Raw genomic sequence first — 16,415 nt, 5'->3', positions numbered from 1 at the left:
GGTTCGGTCGCAAACCAATCAATAAAAAACGGTAGTACTTCAACTTTTAAGATGTCCTCTGAAAAAAAAACATCACAAATGTGTAACTACTCAGCGTGTTTTTTAACTTTAAAATCAAATGGATATATTTTAATTTAACCTGACTTTAGTCATTTTCACCCGCTGAAAATCATCACTTCGCTTAGGCTCCGTTTCCCTGATTTTCAGCGGATGCACCAACAATAGCTGGATACCACCTATTCTCGCTATTAATTTTTGATGTTTCAGCAATTAATTTTGCAATTTACGCCTGTATTTTTTCATGCTGAGCAAGTTCTTCTTTAGTTGCTTGATTACTCATTATTACCCCTTTACTTTTGTTCGTTATTTTTCATGTCTTTCCAGCTCCAGATAGCCAAAAAGTATAACAACTGAAAGAACCGCTAAACCTACAAATATTTGATTAAACATCTTTAAGCTACTTTAGATAGTGATAGGTTTAAACCTAATCGTACTGAAAAATCAAACAACATATCTAAACGAAATCCGTTAATTTTCCCTTTTCTCAAGGCTGATACTCTAGGCTGAGTGGTTTCTAAAATAAGGGCTAATTCTTTCTGTGTTTGCCTGCCTTCATTAATTTTGGCGTTAATCTCACTCATTAATTGAGATCGTAGCTTTAAGTTTTTGCGCCTAACAGGATCATCCTCTAACGCATCAAACACATCATCAAATATTTCATTTGCCATTTTCAACTTCCTCCAATACTAACTTTAATCGCTGCTTGGCTAAATCTAAATCTTTTTTAGCGGTCTTTTCTGTTTTCTTTTGAAAAGCATGTAATACAATTACTCGCTCCAAATACTTAACCACATAAACAACTCTAAAAATTCCTTGCTCATCTTTTACCCGTATTTCTTTTACACCCACTCCAATGCTTGACATTGGCTTCCAATCTGTTGGCTCATTGCCTTTTTGAACTTCTCGCAACTCATAACCAGCTTCGTTACGAGCCGCTTCAGGGAAACCTCTTAAATCCTTTAATGAAGTCCCCTTAAATTCTATTTGTTTCATCTTTAGTTTTTCCTAATATCCACATGTAATTATATCAATAGATATATAAACATACAAGTATCAGTATTAACTTGATCCCATGCTTTCATTACCTACTTCGGGGGAATCACCCCAATCAATCAATTCTTGATGTATTGGGGCTGTTTGGTTCTGTCGCAATAATTATCAAAAGCACATACCTCCTGGTCTTCAGGCATAACTATCCTGCTAAAGCCATAAACTGCTTATAAGCAGGAATATTTTCCTCAGACAATTGCCCCTTTGGGATGATATGTGCCGTTTCAATTCCATCAATTGTTGCTTGGGCGGAGTGAAACGCTTTAAAGCCCATCATTTGAAAGTGAGTGCCTTTGAAGCTGAGCATATGATCTACCTTTTATTGAAATTGAGAATTATGATGGCAGATAACGTAGGGAAGGGGGGGGGGTATGCGACAGAACCGCCTAAATTTATACTGTTTTCTCTCGATCAATAATATTCTTCACTGTTGATGCGTGCCATTTACCCCCGCGTCTCGTTTTTACGCCTAGTTTATTTAATTCATTAGCCACATTCCCCATTGATAAGCCTTTAATCCGATACCCCTCGATAATGTCGCTTACGGTTCTAGCGAAGTCACTGGCTAGCTCCTTGTTTATTTCATTGCTCTTTAGCCGTGCTTCATCTAAATTTGTTTGATTACCTAGTTGAACCCCTCGCGCCTTTAATATTTGTAGAGCCGCCTTTGTTCTAGTGCTAATCAACTCCCGTTCCTTTTCGGATAGAGCCGCGTATAGGTGGAGCATAAAGGTGTCTGCGTCTCTTCCAAGTTGTGCTGCAATGAATGGGGTTTTATTTGCCATTAGCGATGATATAAAAGCAACATCGCGACCTAGTCTGTCTAACTTATTCACAATGATATAAGCTGATTCCTTTTTAGCGCAATTTAATGCTTGAGATAATACAGGGCGTTTCTCTAAAGCATCAAACCCTTTTCCGCTTTCCACTTCGGATAATATCTTGATTAACTCAATACCCTCATTTTTACAGAATTCCTTTATATTCGATTCTTGAACCTTTAGCCCTAACCCACTTCTTCCTTGTTCAGAGGTTGATACTCTTACGTAACCTATAGCTTTCTTAATCATAATCACACCTTTTTATTTAGTTATACAAATTATAAACGGTGGTTTATAATTTGTATATGCAACTAAAAACGCGTCGTTGCTTAGTGAACTGAAGTTTCCCCAATAATTATTTATGGTAAAATTGAAACTATGCTACAACTATATGAAAAAAAACAGTCTTTTCATTCGTTTCAAATGCTATTGCCTAAGGGCACCTCCTTACACACAAGTCCTAAAATACGCCTTTTAGCTTTCTGGCCATTTGAATACCATATACGCAGTCCTGAATCCTCTGAAAACCGATCCAAATACTTTTCGCACCAGGGTCACCATCTGATTTACGCCCTAAAAAACCACCCAATGTCGCTAAATTTCTTAACACGGCATTCAGTGTAGGCACTTTTTTGGGTATCTTTTTGTCCAATAAACCATAAGATGATTTCCATTCTAAAGGATCAAAGATTAATTCAGCAGGCAAGTCAGGACAGATGCGACCTAAGCGCATAAGATACATCACCCGCCAAGCAATAACCATGGCCATGACTAAGGCTTTTTCAATGCGCTCTTTACTGGATAATTGAAGCTTTTCAACCTTGCAGCCCACTTTCAAAATATCAAAAAACATTTCTATTTCCCAGCGACAGCGATACCAGTCAATCAACTCACAGGCTTGATCTTCACTTTCTACCCTTCGATTGCTTAATAAGCGCCATATGAGCGGTGACTTCCCTTTAGGCGGGTTGATTTCTTTTGCCTGAACCAAAGTTACTTCAATACCTTCTTTCCCTTTTACGGGGAAAGTGCAGCGTAACACTTTAATTTCTTGCTGAACTTGTCGCGATTTTTCGCCTTTTTTTCGTGGCTTAATAAAACTAACGCGACTCATAACCTCTTGCTTATCGACGCTATCCCACAGTGTTTCATCCGCTGATAATTTACGGTTATGCCTGGCTCTTACTAGCCAGTCAGCAGGCGTATTTAACGCCTTACTTCTCTGCATAAGACTTAAAATATCACCTTCTCTATCGGCCACATAAACGAGCCGACTTTTAGGGCAACGTTCGGCCATTTCAGCGACACGTTCATAACCTTCTATCCAGCGATCACTTTCTTTTATCGTGGGATTATTTTGATCTTCTGCTTTGCTTTTTCCTCTTGCCCACATCCACGCATCACTAACCCCTAAAGGGAGCCGGTCTGGTGTAATGCAGAGTGTCGGATGCAAGTACATGCCTCTTTGGGCATCGTAAGATAAGCGACCTAAATCCTCAGTTTCTTGTCCATTAAAATCTAATTCTGTCGTATCTTGTAAGCATAAAATAACGGGCTCTTCACTGACTATAATGCGCTGTTCAACTTGATCTGTATGGGCGACTAACAACTTTTCCCATGTCACATTTTCATTTGCATAAAATCGATAAGTCGCTTGTGTTTCAGCCCAGCCTTGGCAAGCCTGAGGAATGCTTAGTTTAGGCGCTTTTACAAAAGTTTCTATCAATTTAACTGCTCTTTTATTAAGCCGTGAATCACCTAAATCTAAATTACAAAATTCCATTTCTGCCCAAGTCTCAGTCATCGTTACTAAAATAATGAGATTTTACACTCTTATATCAGACTTGTGTGTAAGGAGATGCCCTAGAAATACTGTAGATACAAAAGGGGGAGTAAAAAAAATTAATACCTACTGTCATTGTCATTTTAACGGCCATATCTCTAAGCAACTTGAAGATGATCTTAATGGTGGCAGTTTGAAGTCACTGACCCTCATTTCAAGTAACCTAGATAGCATTGTCGGTTATGACGCTCAAAATCACAAGAGTATGAAAGAGTTTAAGATATCAATACAAATAGATAAAGGTAACATATTAAAATCAGGAGGTAATTACAAATATATGGGTCTTATCAAAAATAATGATGCAAAGGCCATGAATATGGAATCAATCAAAATTTCATTTAAAGACGATGGTGATATTTACCATACTGCCGAAATAGACACCAATACAGGAAAATTAATCAATTCTGAAAATTACGTTAAAAAAATTAAAATCACAGATTTTAAAGATTTTTCAGCAACGTCTGTAGGCCAGATATATAAACCAATCATCACTAAGATGTTAGAGCATATTTAGATATGAAAAGATATAAAGTGATTGTTTATCAGTTAACAAGACCAATCTCATATTTATTCCTAAAACACCCCGCGGGAAAGGTCTACAACTGGATAATACCACTTATCCTAACTGTAATCAGTTTAGCCATTTTAGTGTTCTTAGCTGAAATAAGCGATGTTGTTGGTAAAAATGGTTTGGTTGAAAATTTAACTGATTTTGTAATTAGTCTTCCAGGTTTTTTAATTACCGCCCTAGCTGCAATAGCTACTTTTAACCGACCAATTATTGATCAAGAAATGATTGATGCTCCAACTATTAACATCAAGGCTGGTAATACAGAGTTAGAAGATCAAGCACTAACACGTAGAGACTTTCTTTTACGCTTATTTTCGTTTTTAACGGTAGATAGTATATTTCTAATTATTTATGCAAAAGTTGGATCAATCGCATCTGTTCCCAGCTTTTTAGAAACTCAATACCATATCGCTGAATGGGTTTTCGCAGGTATATTTATAACAATATTTTGGCAATTGCTTACTCTTTTGCTTTTTGGAATGTATTACCTCTGTGAACGGTTAAATTTAAATATATAAAATCGGTTATAAAACACAACTGAAGTTTCCCAATTATTGAGTAGCTGAAATACACAATGCTGGTGTATCGAGGTTTATTTTAGGTGGTTTTGCCATGTTTATAGCAAACCCCTACTTAATTCCCCTTAGGCCATCTCCTTACACACAAGTCTGATATAAGAGTGTAAAATCTCATTATTTTAGTAACGATGACTGAGACTTGGGCAGAAATGGAATTTTGTAATTTAGATTTAGGTGATTCACGGCTTAATAAAAAAGCAGTTAAATTGATAGAAACTTTTGTAAAAGCGCCTAAACTAAGCATTCCTCAGGCTTGCCAAGGCTGGACTGAAACACAAGCGACTTATCGATTTTATGCAAATGAGAATGTGACATGGGAAAAGTTGTTAGTCGCCCATACAGATCAAGTTGAACAGCGCATTATAGTCAGTGAAGAGCCCGTTATTTTATGCTTACAAGATACGACAGAATTAGATTTTAATGGACAAGAAACTGAGGATTTAGGTCGCTTATCTTACGATGCCCAAAGAGGCATGTACTTGCATCCGACACTCTGCATTACACCAGACCGGCTCCCTTTAGGGGTTAGTGATGCGTGGATGTGGACAAGAGGAAAAAGCTATGCAGAGAAGTAAGGCGTTAAATACGCCTGCTGACTGGCTAGTAAGAGCCAGGCATAACCGTAAATTATCAGCGGATGAAACACTGTGGGATAGCGTCGATAAGCAAGAGGTTATGAGTCGCGTTAGTTTTATTAAGCCACGAAAAAAAGGCGAAAAATCGCGACAAGTTCAGCAAGAAATTAAAGTGTTACGCTGCACTTTCCCCGTAAAAGGGAAAGAAGGTATTGAAGTAACTTTGGTTCAGGCAAAAGAAATCAACCCGCCTAAAGGGAAGTCACCGCTCATATGGCGCTTATTAAGCAATCGAAGGGTAGAAAGTGAAGATCAAGCCTGTGAGTTGATTGACTGGTATCGCTGTCGCTGGGAAATAGAAATGTTTTTTGATATTTTGAAAGTGGGCTGCAAGGTTGAAAAGCTTCAATTATCCAGTAAAGAGCGCATTGAAAAAGCCTTAGTCATGGCCATGGTTATTGCTTGGCGGGTGATGTATCTTATGCGCTTAGGTCGCATCTGTCCTGACTTGCCTGCTGAATTAATCTTTGATCCTTTAGAATGGAAATCATCTTATGGTTTATTGGACAAAAAGATACCCAAAAAAGTGCCTACACTGAATGCCGTGTTAAGAAATTTAGCGACATTGGGTGGTTTTTTAGGGCGTAAATCAGATGGTGACCCTGGTGCGAAAAGTATTTGGATCGGTTTTCAGAGGATTCAGGACTGCGTATATGGTATTCAAATGGCCAGAAAGCTAAAAGGCGTATTTTAGGACTTGTGTGTAAGGAGGTGATTTCTAGGGTGGTCAATCTCAAAATCGTCTTTATTTTCTTGTAACTACTCAGCGTAATTTAAACTCATAACAGATTGATTTAAAATAATAATTAATGTATCTCTCTGAATTTTAGTCCAATTTTCACCCCTTTTTAAAGGTGAAAATGACTAAAGTAAGGTTAAATTAAAATATATCCATTTGATTTTAAAGTTAAAAAACACGCTGAGTAGTTACATTTTCTTTTGCTATTATTTTTAATAACTCATTTAGATAACTGGAAACTAGTCTTACTGGTAAAGCAGGCGATTGTTCATATAATGCGAGCCAACTTACATTTGCTTCGGGATCAGGTTTTATGATTATGTGTGATGAAAAATCAGTACCTACACCATTCTTTTTAGCATTAACTTTTCGAGTATCGTCATTACCACCAAGCTCCCTGTGAACACATCTCCTTACACACAAGTCTGATATAAGAGTGTAAAATCTCATTATTTTAGTAACGATGACTGAGACTTGGGCAGAAATGGAATTTTGTAATTTAGATTTAGGTGATTCACGGCTTAATAAAAAAGCAGTTAAATTGATAGAAACTTTTGTAAAAGCGCCTAAACTAAGCATTCCTCAGGCTTGCCAAGGCTGGACTGAAACACAAGCGACTTATCGATTTTATGCAAATGAAAATGTGACATGGGAAAAGTTGTTAGTCGCCCATACAGATCAAGTTGAACAGCGCATTATAGTCAGTGAAGAGCCCGTTATTTTATGCTTACAAGATACGACAGAATTAGATTTTAATGGACAAGAAACTGAGGATTTAGGTCGCTTATCTTACGATGCCCAAAGAGGCATGTACTTGCATCCGACACTCTGCATTACACCAGACCGGCTCCCTTTAGGGGTTAGTGATGCGTGGATGTGGACAAGAGGAAAAAGCTATGCAGAGAAGTAAGGCGTTAAATACGCCTGCTGACTGGCTAGTAAGAGCCAGGCATAACCGTAAATTATCAGCGGATGAAACACTGTGGGATAGCGTCGATAAGCAAGAGGTTATGAGTCGCGTTAGTTTTATTAAGCCACGAAAAAAAGGCGAAAAATCGCGACAAGTTCAGCAAGAAATTAAAGTGTTACGCTGCACTTTCCCCGTAAAAGGGAAAGAAGGTATTGAAGTAACTTTGGTTCAGGCAAAAGAAATCAACCCGCCTAAAGGTACAAAGGCCACATAAACGCCGCCCACGTTCGAGAATTTGCCCTTATATGCCACCGCAGAGACAAACGCGCCCTATTTGTTCATACTGGTAAAACTGGAAAGCAAGCAGCGCAGATTGCAAAAAATGCAAAAATGAAAATGGTAAGCGGTGATAGGCTTTTAAATCTGCTTTGTCCAAAAAACCAGCGAACAAGAAAAGAATAAAACATCCCTGTTTTTAGACAATTAAAATAGGGGCTTCCCTGCCCCTACCCTAGCGGGAAAATGGCGAAAAGATGCCATTTTTTTTAATGGTCTCGACTTCTCAAAGACTGATTTTTAGTAACCTTTTTTTTACGATCAAAAGAAAAAAGCGTTAATTAGCAAATGATATAAAAAAGTCAGGCGCGCCATGCTACCTCACGAAATTCCGGGACTCCTGTCGCCGTAATTCGTTCACCTACGCAGCGAATAGGAGATGCTCCAGCCGCCCTGCGTCCGCCACAGACTGAGCACAAAGCAGCTCAGTCATGGCTACCACAAATGGCTCTACGGCTATTCGGGATAAAATTTTAGCCTCCCTCGCGCGCTATCGCGCACTTCGGATTGGCAAATTTCCCTGCGCCTTCTGGAGACTATCAGCCCGTCGGGGCTGACAGCGTTAGCGATGATGCAATCACAGAAATTTTTCAAGCAGGGGCAAGGGTTCAAAAAGAAATCAATAGCCTTAAAGGTGCGGAGACAGAGGAAGACAAAGCCCGATTAAGTGATCTTGTTCACCGCATACAGCCCAACGTGCAAGAAACATTAGAGAGGCATCAAGGGGATTTAGAGGATGGGCGTGTTTTAGGCTGGGATAATCCGTGGTAATTCTGCCCTGCCCTACTCAGCCGCCTTTTTAGCTTCTGCCAATATTCAAAATTCGGACATCGCCGATAAAGCTTTCCAAGGTTTGAAGATGTGGCTGGATAGATTTTGGATAGGCAGATACTACAGGCTCAGGAACGACAAGCTGGACTCCTGCATTTATCATTTCCTTGAACTGATTTTCAGAAACACCTTCCTGCAAGGTCAACAAGTGCTTTTGCTCAATTCTTTCAGTAATAAGGGTCAGTGACTTCAAAAAGCCACCATTAAGATCATCTTCAAATTGCTTAGAGATATGGCCGTTAAAATGACAATGACAGTAGGTATTAATTTTTTTTACTCCCCCTTTTGTATCTACAGTATTTTTAGGGTGGTCAGTCTCAAAATCGTCTTTATTTTCTCTTGCTATTATTTTTAATAACTCATTTAGATAACTGGAAACTAGTCTTACTGGTAAAGCAAGCGACTGTTCATATAATGCGAGCCAACTTCCATTTGCTTCGGGATCAGGTTTTATGATTATGTGTGATGAAAAATCAGTACCTACACCATTCTTTTTAGCATTAACTTTTCGAGTATCGTCATTACTACCAAGCTCCCTGTGAACTTCATCGGCTAATGTCGTATCAGTAATATTGACCAGTAATTTCCAACAACAATTTTCAGAATCATATTTAATATCCGCCAAATAAACTTCTTTTTTGTTATCTTCTGAACGACTAATCATATTGACGTTATTTGCTTCTCGGATAGCTTCAATTTTTTTAAATAATTCAGTTAGGGTAAAATTATTACGCAACCCTTTAATTTTATGTGAAGCCGTTTTGAGATCAATATGCAAGTCGAGAAACAATATTGTCCGTTCATTTTTCTTTATCATTTTTATAGTGCCTGCTCAATACTTTTATGGTTTCTTACGCTATTGTAACCTGAGTTCTGGATAAGTAATTATAACAAAGGCAGTAAACCCTCTCTTCTTAACTTAACTGAAGTTTCCCAATTATTGAGTAGCTGAAATACACAATGCTGGTGTATCGAGGTTTATTTTAGGTGGTTTTGCCATGTTTATAGCAAACCCCTACTTAATTTCCCTTAGGCAATAGCATTTGAAACGAATGAAAAGACTGTTTTTTTCATATAGTTGTAGCATAGTTTCAATTTTACCATAAATAATTATTGGGAAACTTCAGCCACCAAAGGCCAACCCGCTAATAAGGTTGGAGGTTTTACGGGCGTAGTGAACGCCACAAGAGAAATTTTCAATATAACCGCCGAAGAAATCGCAAAAGATGAAAGTTTCATTGAGCGCAACGGCGCAGAAAGTGGCGTATTTTGTCTAGTACCGGAAGAGCTGGACATACCTTTTTGAAAATGACATTTTCGCCCACTTAGCAACCATCTATCTAGTATAATAAGTATTGGTTGTATTTGTTTTAATATAAAATATATTTATAGTGTTTTTGCGTGTATTAATAAATGTATTGTTTTTAATGTATTTATTAAAAGTATTGTAATTTATTTAAGTATGGGTTATATTATTTTCAATGTTTTTATTATATGTGGGAGAAGCAATAAAAATGATTATTTCATTCGCTGAAAATCAGGGAAACGTAGCCTAAGCGAAGTGATGATTTTTAGTCCGCGATAGCCGTAGGGCCGTTGTTTTGTCGGAGTCTGAGCGTTAGCGAAGGTGGAGACAAAATAAAAGGCCATCCGACACGGCGTCAAGTCATTTGGAGCCTATGTTCCGACCCCTTGTTGGGTCGGGACGAGGTGACGAGGACGAATCGGGGCCGCCGGAGGCATAAGTGGTCGCGTTAAGTTTTTGCTGCTTGCTTGGGCTGGGATGCCCAAAACAAGCTTTCGCAAAAATAGCGACTCCCCTCCGCTGTCAGCCCCGGACGGGCTGATAGTCTCCAGAAGGCGCAGGGAAATTTGCCAATCCGAAGTGCGCGATAGCGCGCGAGGGAGGCTAAAATTTTATCCCGAATAGCCGTAGAGCCATTTGTGGTAGCCATGACTGAGCTGCTTTGTGCTCAGTCTGTGGCGGACGCAGGGCGGCTGGAGCATCTCCTATTCGCTGCGTAGGTGAACGAATTACGGCGACAGGAGTCCCGGAATTTCGTGAGGTAGCATGGCGCGCCTGGAGAAATGTATTATGCGTTTTGGTTGGTTCTTATTTTCTATTAATTTGAACCTTTATGACTTCGGGTCATGCGCCACTATTTCGGGTTTTAAATTCCTCGAACATCTCCAAAAACAAGACATTCATTGACTTGCTACGCATTGAGGCATACGCCTTAAACTCATTTCTTGCGCTCTCTGGTACTCTTATTTGCATGAGAACAAGCGAGCTAGGCGGCGTTTGTTCTGTCGCTGCTGCTGGCTTGGCTTTTGCTAGTAGGGTCTCCTCTAACTCAATCGTGTAAGGGTCAAGCCATGTTTTGCCTTTTGTGTCTGTTTTTTTGCTTACTGGTGGTTTTAGATTTGCCATGTTATGCGCTCCCCTGCTTCGCTGTTTGTTGCTCTATTGCTTTGTTAAATAATTGTTCTATGATTTTATTTGTTTTGTCGCTCAAGCTCTTAAAAGGCGTTTCCGTAAAGGATAAGCCCTTATCCATAGCTTGAGAATATGCCGATTTCATGGGAATCCAGCCACGCACCACGGAAAAATTCCAAGCCTCGATACTGGCGCGGGTATTCATGGCCTCTTTATCGCCCTTGTCAGGAACTCTACACACGACAAACACAATAGAGGCTCTATCTATACCCTTATTAACAAATTCAACGGCCAGTTTTAAAGACGGCTCTAAATCATCCACTGAAATTCCCACGGGTATTATAATCAGGTCACTTTTTTGGGCTATCGGCAAGGCGTGAGTATCAGCAAAGGCTTTGCCGTCCACTATAAGAATATCCGCATTATTCGCGGCTTTTAGTGCGGTTTTAGGCTCTGAATACAAAGAAACATCAATAGAAGGATCTACCCCCGCTGAAAATCATGGAAACGTAGCTTAGCGAAGTGGTGATTTTTAGTCCCTGATAGGCGACAGGGCAATTTGCTGATTCGACGTGTGCTAGCAGCACGCGAGAGGAGCAAGAATTGCATTCCGAATAGCCGTCCAGCCAGTGAGGTAGTAATGACGAAGCGGCTTTTGTGCGTAGTCGTTGCGGACGCAGGGCGTTCAGGGCATCTCCCATCCGCTGCGTAGGTGAACGAATTATGGCGACAGGAGTCACGGAATTTCGTGAGGTAGCATGGCGCGCCTGGCTCTCTTTGCGCCGCTCCCCCCACAAGAAAGATGTTTGTTGTTTTCCGTCAAGGTCTGCGACATGTACCGCCCATTTATTACGCGCAAACTCAACCGCCAACGCACGAGCAAGGCTTGATTTTCCCACCCCGCCTTTTTGGTTTAATTCGGGGAGTCGCTATTTTTGCGAAAGCTTGTTTTGGGCATCCCAGCCCAAGCAAGCAGCAAAAACTTAACGCGACCACTTATGCCTCCGGCGGCCCCGATTCGTCCTCGTCACCTCGTCCCGACCCAACAAGGGGTCGGAACATAGGCTCCAAATGACTTGACGCCGTGTCGGATGGCCTTTTATTTTGTCTCCACCTTCGCTAACGCTCAGACTCCGACAAAACAACGGCCCTACGGCTATCGCGGACTAAAAATCTTCACTTCGCTTAGGCTACGTTTCCCTGATTTTCAGCGGAGGAACTAGGATTGCCAGCTTTACCCTAGATAAATACATAGTCTACAAGGTGCTAGATGGCCTTTTCTGGTTCTGTCGCAAAAGATACGTATTTGTGTAAAACTGGTTATGAACCTGTTTTTTTTCTTCGCCCAGGGGGTAAGTAACTTTTTTATCGTATCTGTAATCTTCTATCTTGGGCGCGCCTGATGTTTTTACAATTGAATCCGAGTACTCTAAAAAGGATAACTCACAGTACACATGGCGCGCCAGCTCTTCGCTAAGGCGTTTTATATCGCTTTTAAGGCGCTTTAACAGCTACCCCCTATCATACATACCCGTTAAAGGTTTTTGTGGGTCTTTAAGGGGCTTACATGCCCCCCAATAAGCGATTGACTAATTTGGGTGTGTGGTATGTGGTTTGTTATAGCTGTTACAGAAAACAAAGATTAAACGGTAAACCATTCCAAAATAAAGGGTTGGCTTATTGCAACAAGCAACAGTATTCTGGGGACTCTTTACCCTAGGGAGGAAGTAACTTTTTAAACTTCATAATAAAACGCTATTTAGTGTACAATATAATATAGATTGTACTATATCTATAATCCTTTTATAATCAAAGACTAGGGTTACTGTCATGTACAACCTATGGATATTTATACGAAATCATTACATTTACAATTTAGGGTTTTATAGTTACTCCTCTTTGGGGATAACACGCGTATGACTTCATTTCAACTAATTATTAAACGTGAATGAAATCAATTTCTTGCTCAATTAGGATAAATTATCATGGTTGGGAAAACCATAGTTTCCCTTTTGGTTTAATTACTGCAATCCCTTAAACCGTATAATATAACCAATCGCTTGTTCATCAGAGCAATTTGAGTAGACCTTTCATTTAGCAGACTCTCAGCCCTAGGGGAAAGTAACTTTTTTTAGCGTATACTCGATATATGAAGATTCCCTTATATAAGAAAATACAAGGGAATCTGACTCTAATGGGTTGAGCTGTCAGCTTTACTTAAAGGCGGCATAAAATAAGTCCTCCTATTGTGCTTCACATTAAGACCCTTTAACACTTTTTTTACAGCCATCTGGTTCGATCTGTTATTTATTATATTCTTAGGTAACTCATTTATTATCTCGGAGCTAGTCATTTTTATTGTTCTATTGCTAAGTACCTCACCAGTTTTGTCAGCAGTAAACTCAAACACCTCCAAAACTATATCTTTCAATGACCTATTGTCAGGATAGCCTAAGATTTCCGCACGTAGAGCCTCTTCTTCGGGCGTAAGCCACCATTGCCCACCATGTGTATAGGCATGCCATATAAACGCCCACAAGTCTGTATAATCAAAATTAGAAACGCGTGGATAATCTAACCGACCTTTAGCAATAACGGGTAGAAGCCTTCTATCCCACCTAGCACCTTTGGGTGGATATTCTCCCTCAACAGAAGTCATACACGATACATGCCTACGTATGACTGTAGGTTTCCTAGCGTACGTTAATCTTATTTCATCCACCTCTTTTGCCAAAAACCCTTTTAACTCGGGCATCCCTTTCTTCTTCAACGCAGGGCCTAGGTCTGCAAGTTCAGGTATCCAACAACTAAGAATATTAAGCATAGAATCTCGGTCTTTTGTATCTAGTCGAACAGAGTCTTTTATGTATTTATGAAGTTCCGCAGGGAGCAGGTATTTAATAAATGAAGTTTTATGGAGTCCTTGATCTCCACCTAGCACCAGCACACATTCATATTTGGGGATAGCATCTGGATGCTTACCTTCATGCTTTGCCATATCAGCGGCTGCACAGCATTGTATTAGCCATCTATACATGGCGACCTTAACCCATTCCTTATCTTCCACTGGCAAGTTATCTACAAGTTCATGGACTGGGTTATTTGTCTTGGTGCGTGTAATGCCTGTAAGCCAATCTCTAACGGGATTAATAACATTGCTTTCAATGATAGATCCTAACTGTTCATCAACAATCGTCCTGCTAAGCTTGTAGTTCCTGCAAATAACTTTGGTGTACGCTACCAAGTCTTTCAATTCATTTCCTTCTACGCCGGGAACGCCTTTAATTGCAGGTGCGTTCAACATTTCATCATAACGGGCATCCACGCCAAAGCGTTTCATCAACCCTTCAAGTTCTCCACGTTCTCCGGGGTGCAGCAGGGGTGTTTTTTTGTCCATTTCTCTATATCCTTTGCAGTGTTAATTTATTTATTAATCTAAGTTCTGTCGCTTTTCATACCTCCACATTTATTAGGATGGAATAGATAGGTGGTTTAACATCTACCTATTCCATTTTTAGAGTTTACTACGCAGGCTGTAGTTCACCTCCTGCCAAAATCTTCTTAAACTCGATGTTCAAGTTTTTTAACTGATTGATTTTATTGATAATTTTACTGACAAAGAAAGCATCAACATCATTGTAAATCAATCACTTATAAAACAAAGCCGGAAAAATTTACTTTTCTTAGCCCAGTTATAGCTGAAAACTTGAACATCGAGTTAAAGGCATAACTCGAAAGCTGCTCTTCAGTCAAGCCAACCTCGGGTTGTGTTGTTGGCTTCTCATGTGTTGGCTCCTCTGGGTAGTGATACCCCGTGTTTGCGGGGGAAGGGGACAGATAAATAGGTTGTGTTGTATAAACAGTTTATCTGTCCCCTTTTTCAATGAATACGGGGGCTGTATCCCCTTGCCCTGTAATAAACTCATAACTGAATAAAATATTATCATTTGGCTAGTGGCATAAGTCCGGTCTTTAGGGGCTATCCTCGTTGCGTTCTCAAATTCATCTAGTGATTGCGTATTGCCTAGACTCTCGTTTACTATCTCAAATCTCTTGAGGACAGGTCCTAGCGTTCCACCATCCCACAATTGAATATCCTTCTCTGAAACCTCTTCTCCGAGTGCTAGTTGCTCTCTACATTCAAACCTCTCTATTGCGTTGTGATCGGATTCTGTAACTTTCGATGACTTTTTTAAATTACCGTACTCAATAGCGGAAATAGGGTTCTGTCGCATAAATCCCCCTTCCCGACGTTATCTGCTATCATAATTATCAAATTCAATAAAAGGTGGATCACATGCTCAGCTTCAAAGGCACTCACTTTCCAAAAGATGTCATTCTTTATGCTGTTTTCTTTTATGTCAGGTATGGCGTTTCGTATCGCGACCTTGAAGAAATTATGGAAGAAAGAGGTGTTGAAGTGGATCATGCTACGCTCAATCGTTGGGTTATCCGTTATTCTCCTGCCATTGCTGTAAACGCTAAATCTCAGAAACGAGAAACCAATAAATCGTGGCGCATGGATGAAACGTATATCAAAGTTAAGGGTCAGTGGACCTATTTATACCGAGCTGTTGATAGTCGCGGGGATACGCTTGATTTCATGCTTTCTGAGCGCCGTGATGAAGAGGCTGCAACCGCATTTTTCAAACAAACGATTAACAATAATGGCTTTCCTGATAAGGTCGTTATGGATAAAAGTGGCGCTAACTATGCAGGATTAGCCAATATTAACCTCTTGTTAATCCTCGCTGGGTTTGCCACTATGATCGACATATTACAGGTTAAATATTTGAATAACATCATCGAACAGGATCACCGCTTTATCAAAAAAATAACAGAACCGATGATGGGCTTTAAAGCGTTTCACTCCTCCCAAGCAACAATTGATGGAATTGAAACGGCACATATGATCCGAAAGGGGCAATTGTCTGAGGAAAATATTCCTGCTTATAAGCAGTTTATGGCTTTAGCAGGATAGTTATGCCTGAAGACCAGGAGGACTACGCTTTTTGATAATTATTGCGACAGAACCAACTTACAGCATCACCTTATCTCTTAGATCAGTGTAGGTTTTAATAACATCATATTTTATATCTGCATGACCCAAAGCTTCAAAATGCTTTTTAGCGTAATCAATTCTTTTCTCTTCAATTGCCCTTAATTGCATACTCTCCATGCTACCTTTTGTTTCTGCAATAAAATAAACATATTTGAATTTATCGGTATCAAAAACAATTGCCCAATCAGGGTTATAGTTACCAACAGGGGTAGAGATTTTAAAGTCATTGGGAAGTTTGGCATAAACTAAAACCTCACCGCTCTCTAGCTCTTTTGCAAACTCTTGTTCTATTTTAGAATCTGTTTTTAAGTAATCATAAATATGCTTTTTAACCTCTAAAATATTACTGTTTAAAGAGCCTTTAAACTTATTAACTGTAAATATTTTATCTTCGTAAGTGTTGTCGGTTTTAGAGTAGACAATATTATTGATTAAGGTGGCTGCTTTTTCATCGTTGATGATTTTAGATATTTCTTTGATGAAACTTTCAGGGTTCACCTGAAAATTATAAAAGGTATTTGCCTTTATTTCTTGCAAAATGG

Annotated in this window: 25 protein-coding genes and 3 pseudogenes; 12 read left to right on the top strand and 16 right to left on the bottom strand. The window is 39.6% G+C overall.

From position 1 onward, the window contains the following. Positions 1 to 452: 452 nt before the first annotated feature. From K6984_RS24070 to K6984_RS24050, 5 genes and pseudogenes are all read right to left on the bottom strand, one after another. On the bottom strand, positions 453 to 728 hold the full coding sequence (locus tag K6984_RS24070) for a helix-turn-helix domain-containing protein (RefSeq protein ID WP_087871634.1): 276 nt from the start codon (positions 726 to 728) through the stop codon (positions 453 to 455). Then, positions 718 to 1,053, bottom strand: a complete 336-nt coding sequence (locus K6984_RS24065; RefSeq protein ID WP_087871633.1) for a type II toxin-antitoxin system RelE/ParE family toxin — start codon at positions 1,051 to 1,053, stop codon at positions 718 to 720. Before K6984_RS24065 ends, K6984_RS24070 begins: the two co-directional genes overlap by 11 nt. Positions 1,054 to 1,252: 199 nt before the next feature. After that, positions 1,253 to 1,387, bottom strand: a pseudogene (locus K6984_RS24060) (IS6 family transposase); the annotation flags it as partial. A gap of 115 nt (positions 1,388 to 1,502) precedes the next feature. Beyond that, a complete protein-coding gene (locus tag K6984_RS24055) occupies positions 1,503 to 2,180 on the bottom strand; it encodes a recombinase family protein (protein ID WP_221897747.1) in 678 nt (225 codons plus the stop codon). A 211-nt stretch (positions 2,181 to 2,391) separates the two neighbouring features. Continuing rightward, the gene (locus tag K6984_RS24050) at positions 2,392 to 3,735 is read right to left on the bottom strand and encodes an IS4 family transposase (RefSeq protein WP_420831625.1); all 1,344 of its coding nucleotides are present in this window, start codon (positions 3,733 to 3,735) and stop codon (positions 2,392 to 2,394) included. On the opposite strand from K6984_RS24050, the gene K6984_RS24045 reads away from it, so the two are divergent. The 7 genes and pseudogenes from K6984_RS24045 (at position 3,620) to K6984_RS34790 (ending at position 8,100) form a co-directional block, all read left to right on the top strand. Further along, complete coding sequence (locus tag K6984_RS24045; protein WP_221897760.1) at positions 3,620 to 4,288, top strand: hypothetical protein; 669 nt, start codon at positions 3,620 to 3,622, stop codon at positions 4,286 to 4,288. The two genes, K6984_RS24050 and K6984_RS24045, sit on opposite strands and share 116 nt — an antisense overlap. A gap of 17 nt (positions 4,289 to 4,305) precedes the next feature. Continuing rightward, a complete protein-coding gene (locus K6984_RS24040) occupies positions 4,306 to 4,863 on the top strand; it encodes a hypothetical protein (protein ID WP_221897746.1) in 558 nt (185 codons plus the stop codon). A gap of 188 nt (positions 4,864 to 5,051) precedes the next feature. Continuing rightward, positions 5,052 to 6,252 (top strand): annotated as a pseudogene (locus tag K6984_RS24035) (IS4 family transposase). 508 nt (positions 6,253 to 6,760) lie between these two features. Beyond that, positions 6,761 to 7,207, top strand: coding sequence for an IS4/Tn5 family transposase DNA-binding protein (locus K6984_RS24030; RefSeq protein ID WP_420831707.1), 447 nt, complete (start codon positions 6,761 to 6,763; stop codon positions 7,205 to 7,207). Continuing rightward, entirely contained in the window at positions 7,194 to 7,481 is a 288-nt protein-coding gene (locus K6984_RS24025) for a hypothetical protein (RefSeq protein ID WP_221897744.1), read from the top strand. The genes K6984_RS24030 and K6984_RS24025 overlap by 14 nt, the downstream gene beginning before the upstream one ends. Then, the gene (locus tag K6984_RS36565) at positions 7,478 to 7,669 is read left to right on the top strand and encodes a restriction endonuclease (protein ID WP_221897758.1); all 192 of its coding nucleotides are present in this window, start codon (positions 7,478 to 7,480) and stop codon (positions 7,667 to 7,669) included. The genes K6984_RS24025 and K6984_RS36565 overlap by 4 nt, the downstream gene beginning before the upstream one ends. A 305-nt stretch (positions 7,670 to 7,974) precedes the next feature. Then, complete coding sequence (locus tag K6984_RS34790; RefSeq protein ID WP_263458864.1) at positions 7,975 to 8,100, top strand: hypothetical protein; 126 nt, start codon at positions 7,975 to 7,977, stop codon at positions 8,098 to 8,100. Between the two features lie 242 nt (positions 8,101 to 8,342). On the opposite strand, the gene K6984_RS24015 is transcribed toward K6984_RS34790, so the two are convergent. Continuing rightward, complete coding sequence (locus K6984_RS24015; protein ID WP_230988275.1) at positions 8,343 to 9,191, bottom strand: type II restriction endonuclease; 849 nt, start codon at positions 9,189 to 9,191, stop codon at positions 8,343 to 8,345. Between the two features lie 357 nt (positions 9,192 to 9,548). Here K6984_RS24015 and K6984_RS34785 point away from each other — a divergent pair, with 357 nt between their 5' ends. Beyond that, complete coding sequence (locus K6984_RS34785; protein WP_263458863.1) at positions 9,549 to 9,680, top strand: hypothetical protein; 132 nt, start codon at positions 9,549 to 9,551, stop codon at positions 9,678 to 9,680. A 212-nt stretch (positions 9,681 to 9,892) separates the two neighbouring features. Here K6984_RS34785 and K6984_RS34780 read toward each other — a convergent pair whose 3' ends face one another. The 3 genes from K6984_RS34780 to K6984_RS24010 are packed head-to-tail and all read right to left on the bottom strand — an operon-like array spanning position 9,893 to position 10,329. Then, a complete protein-coding gene (locus tag K6984_RS34780; RefSeq protein ID WP_263458862.1) occupies positions 9,893 to 10,024 on the bottom strand; it encodes a hypothetical protein in 132 nt (43 codons plus the stop codon). Positions 10,025 to 10,051: 27 nt separating this feature from the next. Further along, on the bottom strand, positions 10,052 to 10,180 hold the full coding sequence (locus K6984_RS34775; protein ID WP_263458596.1) for a hypothetical protein: 129 nt from the start codon (positions 10,178 to 10,180) through the stop codon (positions 10,052 to 10,054). Beyond that, positions 10,129 to 10,329, bottom strand: a complete 201-nt coding sequence (locus tag K6984_RS24010) for a hypothetical protein (RefSeq protein WP_221897743.1) — start codon at positions 10,327 to 10,329, stop codon at positions 10,129 to 10,131. Before K6984_RS24010 ends, K6984_RS34775 begins: the two co-directional genes overlap by 52 nt. 12 nt (positions 10,330 to 10,341) lie before the next feature. On the opposite strand from K6984_RS24010, the gene K6984_RS24005 reads away from it, so the two are divergent. After that, complete coding sequence (locus K6984_RS24005) at positions 10,342 to 10,506, top strand: hypothetical protein (protein WP_221897742.1); 165 nt, start codon at positions 10,342 to 10,344, stop codon at positions 10,504 to 10,506. Positions 10,507 to 10,523: 17 nt separating this feature from the next. Here K6984_RS24005 and K6984_RS24000 read toward each other — a convergent pair whose 3' ends face one another. The 4 genes and pseudogenes from K6984_RS24000 to K6984_RS31630 form a co-directional block, all read right to left on the bottom strand. Beyond that, entirely contained in the window at positions 10,524 to 10,805 is a 282-nt protein-coding gene (locus K6984_RS24000) for a hypothetical protein (RefSeq protein WP_221897741.1), read from the bottom strand. Position 10,806: 1 nt separating this feature from the next. Further along, positions 10,807 to 11,217 carry a dna-binding plasmid partition protein gene (locus K6984_RS23995; protein ID WP_221897740.1) on the bottom strand — a complete coding sequence of 137 codons (411 nt, stop codon included), beginning with the start codon at positions 11,215 to 11,217 and terminating at the stop codon, positions 10,807 to 10,809. 64 nt (positions 11,218 to 11,281) lie between these two features. Next, positions 11,282 to 11,512, bottom strand: coding sequence for a hypothetical protein (locus tag K6984_RS31635; protein ID WP_230988277.1), 231 nt, complete (start codon positions 11,510 to 11,512; stop codon positions 11,282 to 11,284). Between the two features lie 51 nt (positions 11,513 to 11,563). Continuing rightward, a pseudogene (locus K6984_RS31630) lies at positions 11,564 to 11,710 on the bottom strand (ParA family protein); the annotation flags it as partial. A 36-nt stretch (positions 11,711 to 11,746) separates the two neighbouring features. Between K6984_RS31630 and K6984_RS34770 the strand changes: the two are divergent. Beyond that, positions 11,747 to 11,875 (top strand): hypothetical protein, encoded by a 129-nt coding sequence (locus tag K6984_RS34770; RefSeq protein WP_263458596.1) that lies wholly within the window; start codon positions 11,747 to 11,749, stop codon positions 11,873 to 11,875. 27 nt (positions 11,876 to 11,902) lie between these two features. Continuing rightward, a complete protein-coding gene (locus tag K6984_RS34765) occupies positions 11,903 to 12,034 on the top strand; it encodes a hypothetical protein (protein WP_263458861.1) in 132 nt (43 codons plus the stop codon). Positions 12,035 to 13,002: 968 nt separating this feature from the next. Here the strand turns inward: K6984_RS34765 and K6984_RS23985 are convergent. Together K6984_RS23985 and K6984_RS23980 are read right to left on the bottom strand one after the other, a co-directional pair. Then, positions 13,003 to 14,208 (bottom strand): virulence-associated E family protein, encoded by a 1,206-nt coding sequence (locus K6984_RS23985; protein ID WP_221897738.1) that lies wholly within the window; start codon positions 14,206 to 14,208, stop codon positions 13,003 to 13,005. Between the two features lie 352 nt (positions 14,209 to 14,560). Beyond that, complete coding sequence (locus K6984_RS23980) at positions 14,561 to 15,046, bottom strand: hypothetical protein (protein ID WP_221897737.1); 486 nt, start codon at positions 15,044 to 15,046, stop codon at positions 14,561 to 14,563. Between the two features lie 62 nt (positions 15,047 to 15,108). On the opposite strand from K6984_RS23980, the gene K6984_RS23975 reads away from it, so the two are divergent. After that, entirely contained in the window at positions 15,109 to 15,792 is a 684-nt protein-coding gene (locus K6984_RS23975; protein ID WP_221897736.1) for an IS6 family transposase, read from the top strand. Positions 15,793 to 15,849: 57 nt separating this feature from the next. On the opposite strand, the gene K6984_RS23970 is transcribed toward K6984_RS23975, so the two are convergent. Then, the coding region (locus K6984_RS23970) for a restriction endonuclease (protein ID WP_476693197.1) at positions 15,850 to 16,415 on the bottom strand (566 nt) is incomplete at its 5' end.

The organism is Bathymodiolus japonicus methanotrophic gill symbiont (assembly GCF_019721995.1).
Taxonomy (GTDB): domain Bacteria; phylum Pseudomonadota; class Gammaproteobacteria; order Methylococcales; family Methylomonadaceae; genus Methyloprofundus.
Note: the sequence above shows the minus strand (reverse complement) of the source record. Positions and strands in the feature narration are given on the sequence as shown.

Bases quoted from the DNA above. Each gene is read 5' to 3' on its own strand.
- K6984_RS24070 (WP_087871634.1), bottom strand. From the start codon at position 728: ATGGCAAATGAAATATTTGATGATGTGTTTGATGCGTTAGAGGATGAT.
- K6984_RS24065 (WP_087871633.1), bottom strand. From the start codon at position 1,053: ATGAAACAAATAGAATTTAAGGGGACTTCATTAAAGGATTTAAGAGGT.
- K6984_RS24055 (WP_221897747.1), bottom strand. From the start codon at position 2,180: ATGATTAAGAAAGCTATAGGTTACGTAAGAGTATCAACCTCTGAACAA.
- K6984_RS24045 (WP_221897760.1), top strand. From the start codon at position 3,620: ATGCTTAGTTTAGGCGCTTTTACAAAAGTTTCTATCAATTTAACTGCT.
- K6984_RS24050 (WP_420831625.1), bottom strand. From the start codon at position 3,735: ATGACTGAGACTTGGGCAGAAATGGAATTTTGTAATTTAGATTTAGGT.
- K6984_RS24030 (WP_420831707.1), top strand. From the start codon at position 6,761: ATGACTGAGACTTGGGCAGAAATGGAATTTTGTAATTTAGATTTAGGT.
- K6984_RS24025 (WP_221897744.1), top strand. From the start codon at position 7,194: ATGCAGAGAAGTAAGGCGTTAAATACGCCTGCTGACTGGCTAGTAAGA.
- K6984_RS34790 (WP_263458864.1), top strand. From the start codon at position 7,975: ATGGCTACCACAAATGGCTCTACGGCTATTCGGGATAAAATTTTAGCC.
- K6984_RS24015 (WP_230988275.1), bottom strand. From the start codon at position 9,191: ATGATAAAGAAAAATGAACGGACAATATTGTTTCTCGACTTGCATATT.
- K6984_RS34780 (WP_263458862.1), bottom strand. From the start codon at position 10,024: ATGGCCTTTTATTTTGTCTCCACCTTCGCTAACGCTCAGACTCCGACA.
- K6984_RS24010 (WP_221897743.1), bottom strand. From the start codon at position 10,329: ATGGCTACCACAAATGGCTCTACGGCTATTCGGGATAAAATTTTAGCC.
- K6984_RS24000 (WP_221897741.1), bottom strand. From the start codon at position 10,805: ATGGCAAATCTAAAACCACCAGTAAGCAAAAAAACAGACACAAAAGGC.
- K6984_RS31635 (WP_230988277.1), bottom strand. From the start codon at position 11,512: ATGGGAGATGCCCTGAACGCCCTGCGTCCGCAACGACTACGCACAAAA.
- K6984_RS34765 (WP_263458861.1), top strand. From the start codon at position 11,903: ATGGCCTTTTATTTTGTCTCCACCTTCGCTAACGCTCAGACTCCGACA.
- K6984_RS23985 (WP_221897738.1), bottom strand. From the start codon at position 14,208: ATGGACAAAAAAACACCCCTGCTGCACCCCGGAGAACGTGGAGAACTT.
- K6984_RS23980 (WP_221897737.1), bottom strand. From the start codon at position 15,046: ATGCGACAGAACCCTATTTCCGCTATTGAGTACGGTAATTTAAAAAAG.
- K6984_RS23975 (WP_221897736.1), top strand. From the start codon at position 15,109: ATGCTCAGCTTCAAAGGCACTCACTTTCCAAAAGATGTCATTCTTTAT.